General features: G+C 72.1%; 5 protein-coding genes. 2 read left to right on the forward strand and 3 right to left on the reverse strand.

The genetic code is table 11. The annotated features are described in order from the left end of the window. A partial coding sequence (locus tag FV222_RS19960) for a carbamoyltransferase C-terminal domain-containing protein (RefSeq protein WP_281406899.1) occupies window positions 1-491 on the forward strand: 491 nt, incomplete at its 5' end. Between the two features lie 36 nt (window positions 492-527). Here FV222_RS19960 and FV222_RS19965 read toward each other — a convergent pair. The 3 genes from FV222_RS19965 to FV222_RS19975 form a co-directional block, all read right to left on the reverse strand. Next, entirely contained in the window at window positions 528-1,217 is a 690-nt protein-coding gene (locus FV222_RS19965; protein WP_147765166.1) for a haloacid dehalogenase type II, read from the reverse strand. A gap of 8 nt (window positions 1,218-1,225) precedes the next feature. Beyond that, window positions 1,226-1,720 (reverse strand): hypothetical protein, encoded by a 495-nt coding sequence (locus FV222_RS19970; protein WP_147754071.1) that lies wholly within the window; start codon window positions 1,718-1,720, stop codon window positions 1,226-1,228. Window positions 1,721-1,828: 108 nt separating this feature from the next. After that, window positions 1,829-3,025: a PLP-dependent aspartate aminotransferase family protein gene (locus FV222_RS19975; RefSeq protein WP_147765165.1), complete on the reverse strand. Its 1,197-nt coding sequence runs from the start codon at window positions 3,023-3,025 to the stop codon at window positions 1,829-1,831. A 370-nt stretch (window positions 3,026-3,395) separates the two neighbouring features. Between FV222_RS19975 and FV222_RS19980 the strand changes: the two genes are divergently transcribed. Next, window positions 3,396-3,684: TspO/MBR family protein (locus FV222_RS19980; protein WP_246685560.1), on the forward strand; the 289-nt coding region annotated here is incomplete at its 3' end.

Genomic DNA, 3,684 nt, shown 5'->3' on the forward strand with positions numbered 1-3,684 from the left:
GCCTCGTCGGCTGGGTCCAGGGCCGGGCCGAGTTCGGCCCGCGCTCGCTCGGCAACCGCTCGATTCTCGCCGACCCGCGGCCGGAGGGCGCCAAGGACGCACTCAACGCCAAGGTGAAGTACCGCGAGGCCTTCCGCCCCTTCGCGCCCTCGATCCTGGCCGAGGCCGGCCCCGACTGGTTCGAGGCCTACGCCGACAGCCCGTACATGGAGCGCACCCTGGTGTGGCGCGAATCCAAGCGCGACCAGGTCCCGGCGGTGGTGCACGCCGACGGCACCGGCCGGCTCCAGAGCGTGACGCCGGAGCGCAACCCGGCCTACGCCGCGCTGATCGCGGCCTTTGCCGAGATCACGAACGTCCCGATCCTGCTCAACACCAGCTTCAACGTGATGGGCAAGCCGATCCTTCACACGGCGGAAGACGCGATCCTGATGTTCTACACCACCGGCCTTGACGCCCTGGTGGTGGAGGATTGGATCGTGGTGAAATGAGCGGTTCGTAGAGGTGCCGGAGGCGCCGCCCCCCCTTCAGAACAACCCTTCGAGATCCGTCAGCACCGCCACCGGCGCCAGGTCGGCGTACTCGTCGGGCTTGGCGCCGCGGTTGATCCAGGCGCAGGCGAAGCCGAAGGCGGTGGCGCCGGCCACGTCCCAGCGGTTCGAAGAGCAGAACAGCACCGCCTCCGGGCTCACGCCGAGCGCCTCGCCGACGACGGCGTAGGCGCGCGGGTGCGTCTTGAACACCTGGGCTGCGTCGACCGAGAGCACCGTGTCGAGGTGCGGCCGGATGCCGGCGGCATCGACCGAGCGGCCGAGCATGGCCGCGTCGCCGTTGGAGAGGAGCGCGGTGGTGAGACCGCGCTCCCGCAGCCGCTCCAGCACGCCCGGCACTTCGGCGTAGGCGTCGAGGTCGCGGTAGGCGTCGAGCAACGTGTCGCGTAGGGCAGGGTCGACGCTCGCGTGGCTGGCCAGGGCGAAATCCAGCGCCCGCTCGGTGAGCTGCCAGAACGGGACGTAGCGCCCGATCAGCGACAGGTTCCAGCTGTACTCGACCTGCTTGGTCCGCCACAGCTCAGACAAACGCGCGGCGTCCGGCCCGACCGCGTCGGCGTGGCGCTGCACCGCCGAGTGCACGTCGAACAACGTGCCGTAGGCGTCGAACACCACCGCCGTGCGGCCTTCGAGCAGAGGACTTCCGAGTTTCGAAGTGGCTGACATCCGGGCCCCTACTTCTTGTCCAGCACCTCTATCGGGTTGGTGCGCTGGTTCGCGGCCGGCTCGCGGGTGAGGTTGCGGCTGCCCGATTCCTGCGGGGCCGCCTTGGCGCCCGGCGCGCCGGGGCCGCCTGTGGCGGTGCCACCGGAATTCGGCTGGGTCGGCACGGTGCCGCTGGCGAGCTCGAGGCAGGTCACCATCTCGACGTAGGACGGGTAGCCGCCGGCCTTGTACTGGTCCTCGCACTGGCGCTTGGCCGAGGGCGTGTAGTCGCCCCAGCGGCGCTCGGCCTCCTTCTTCGCGTCCCGCTCGGAGCGCAGGCAGCCGTCGACGTTGGCCTGGTCGCTGACGCCGCTGTTGGCGCGGCTCGCCGACTGGCAGGTCTTCGTGATGTCGAGGCTCGGCACCGTGTCGGCGAGCGCCCGGGTCGAGGCCGCCGGGGCGGCGAGGAGGGCGAGCGCCAGGGCCCCGGTGAGCGCGGCGCCGGCAAGGATGCGTGTCGTCATGGTCCGCTCTTGATCTTTCGGCGTGGAACGCGCCCCGAAGGTGTCAGGCACAACGCGCAGCCGGCCCGGGGGTCCCGCCGGACCAGAAATGATTCCACAGGGAGCCGCTCACGCTCCCGGATGCGCGGCCCGCAGCGCCGCGGCGAGGTCGGCGAACAGGTCGTCCGGGTCCTCGAGACCGGTGGAGAGTCGCAGCAGGTCGGGCGGGCACGGGGTGCCCGGCCCCTCGACGGAGGCGCGGTGCTCGATCAGGCTTTCGACGCCGCCGAGCGAGGTCGCCCGCTTCCACAGGCGCACCTGCGCGGCGGTGGCGATCGCCGCCGCCTCGCCCCCGGCGACCCGGATCGACAGCATCGCCCCGAACCCCTGCTCCATCTGCCGCGCGGCGACCGCGTGGCCCGGGTCGTCGGGCAGGCCCGGATACAGCACCCGCTCGACGTGCGGGTGCTGGGCGAAGCGGGCAGCGAGGTCGAGGGCGCCGGCGGATTGCGCGGCGGCACGCAAGGGAAAAGTGCGCAGGCTCCGCATCAGGAGGTAGGCCTCGAACGGCCCGAGGATCGCGCCGCCGCCGGCGCGGATCGAACCGATCCGGGTCCAGGCGGCGTCCTGCGCGGCGGTGGCTAGGACGCCGGCGACGACGTCGGAATGGCCGTTCAGGATCTTGGTGCCGGAATGCATGACGAGGTCGGCGCCGAGGCGCAGCGGCCGGGTGTGGAACGGCGAGGCGACGGTGGAGTCGACCGCGAGCCGCGCACCCGCCGCATGCGCGATCTCGGCCGCGGCGGCGATGTCGGTCACCGTCCAGAGCGGGTTGCCGGGGGTCTCGATCCAGACGAGCTTCGTCCGCCCCGGCCGCATCGCCCGCCGCAGGGCGTCGAGGTCGTCCATGGCAACGAAGTCGAGGTCGAGCCGCCGCCGCGGCGCCTCCTCACGCAGCCAGCGCTTCAGCGCCCAGTACATCACCGCCGGCGCGACCACGTGGTCGCCGGGCTCCAGCGCGCCGAACACCGCGGTCGCCGCCGCCATGCCGGAGCCGAACAGCATCGCGGCCGGCGCCTCCTCCAGCATCGCCAGCACGGCCTCCGCCTCGCGCACGGTCGCGTTGTCGGGCCGCGCGTAGGAGAAGCCGGAGGAATAGCCGTTGTCGGGGTCGCGGATGAAGGTGGTCGACACGTGCAGCGGCGCCACCACCGCGCGGGTCACCGGGTCGACGTGCCCCATCGCCTGCGCGGCGAGCGTGCGCTTCGACCAGGTGGGGGGCTGCGGAGCGTCCGGTTCGGGCTGGGTGTCGACGGGCAGGGTCATGGCGGCGTCCGATAGCGCATCGCGCCGCCAGCGTCATCGCTGGCGTGTCCGCGCGCCTCCACGTCCCGGGATACGGCAGATGTTTCGACGCGAAGCCTTATGCGAGGTTGTCACCGTCATTCCGGGTCGCCGAGGGCGTGCCCGGAATCCAGAACCGCAGGTCGTGCTTCAGCTGAAGCCGTCGGCGGCACTGAATCCCGGGCTTTGCTGCGCAGCCCCGGGATGACGGCGAGGGGTCGGGCCGATCGGAGTTGCCATCTCCCGCGACCGCGCGTTCTGGGTGTGGCGGCCGCGCGTCCTAGCGTCGGGGCATCACGCCTGACACGATCCACACCGACATCGCGATCCGAATCCGCAACGAGGTCCCCGTATGCCGCCCATCCAAGCCACCCCGATGCAGGTCCCGACGCGGCCGACCCTGCCCTGGTGGCTGCGGCTGCCCGCCGCGATCCTGCCGGTGGGGGCGACCTCGCTGATCGGCGGGCTGGCGACCGGGTCCGAGATCGGGGGATGGTATGCGGGCCTCGTCAAGCCGTCCTTCAACCCGCCGAACGCCGCCTTCCCGATCGCCTGGACGATTCTCGACGTGATGATGGTGGTCTCGCTCTGGCGCCTGCTGGGCGCACGACCGGCCACCGGGCCGGCGCAAGGGGGCTGGC

It is taken from the genome of Methylobacterium sp. WL103, from assembly GCF_008039885.1.
In the GTDB taxonomy this organism is placed as follows: Bacteria; Pseudomonadota; Alphaproteobacteria; order Rhizobiales; family Beijerinckiaceae; genus Methylobacterium; species Methylobacterium cerastii.

Bases quoted from the DNA above. Each gene is read 5' to 3' on its own strand.
- FV222_RS19970 (WP_147754071.1), bottom strand. From the start codon at position 1,720: ATGACGACACGCATCCTTGCCGGCGCCGCGCTCACCGGGGCCCTGGCG.
- FV222_RS19965 (WP_147765166.1), bottom strand. From the start codon at position 1,217: ATGTCAGCCACTTCGAAACTCGGAAGTCCTCTGCTCGAAGGCCGCACG.
- FV222_RS19975 (WP_147765165.1), bottom strand. From the start codon at position 3,025: ATGACCCTGCCCGTCGACACCCAGCCCGAACCGGACGCTCCGCAGCCC.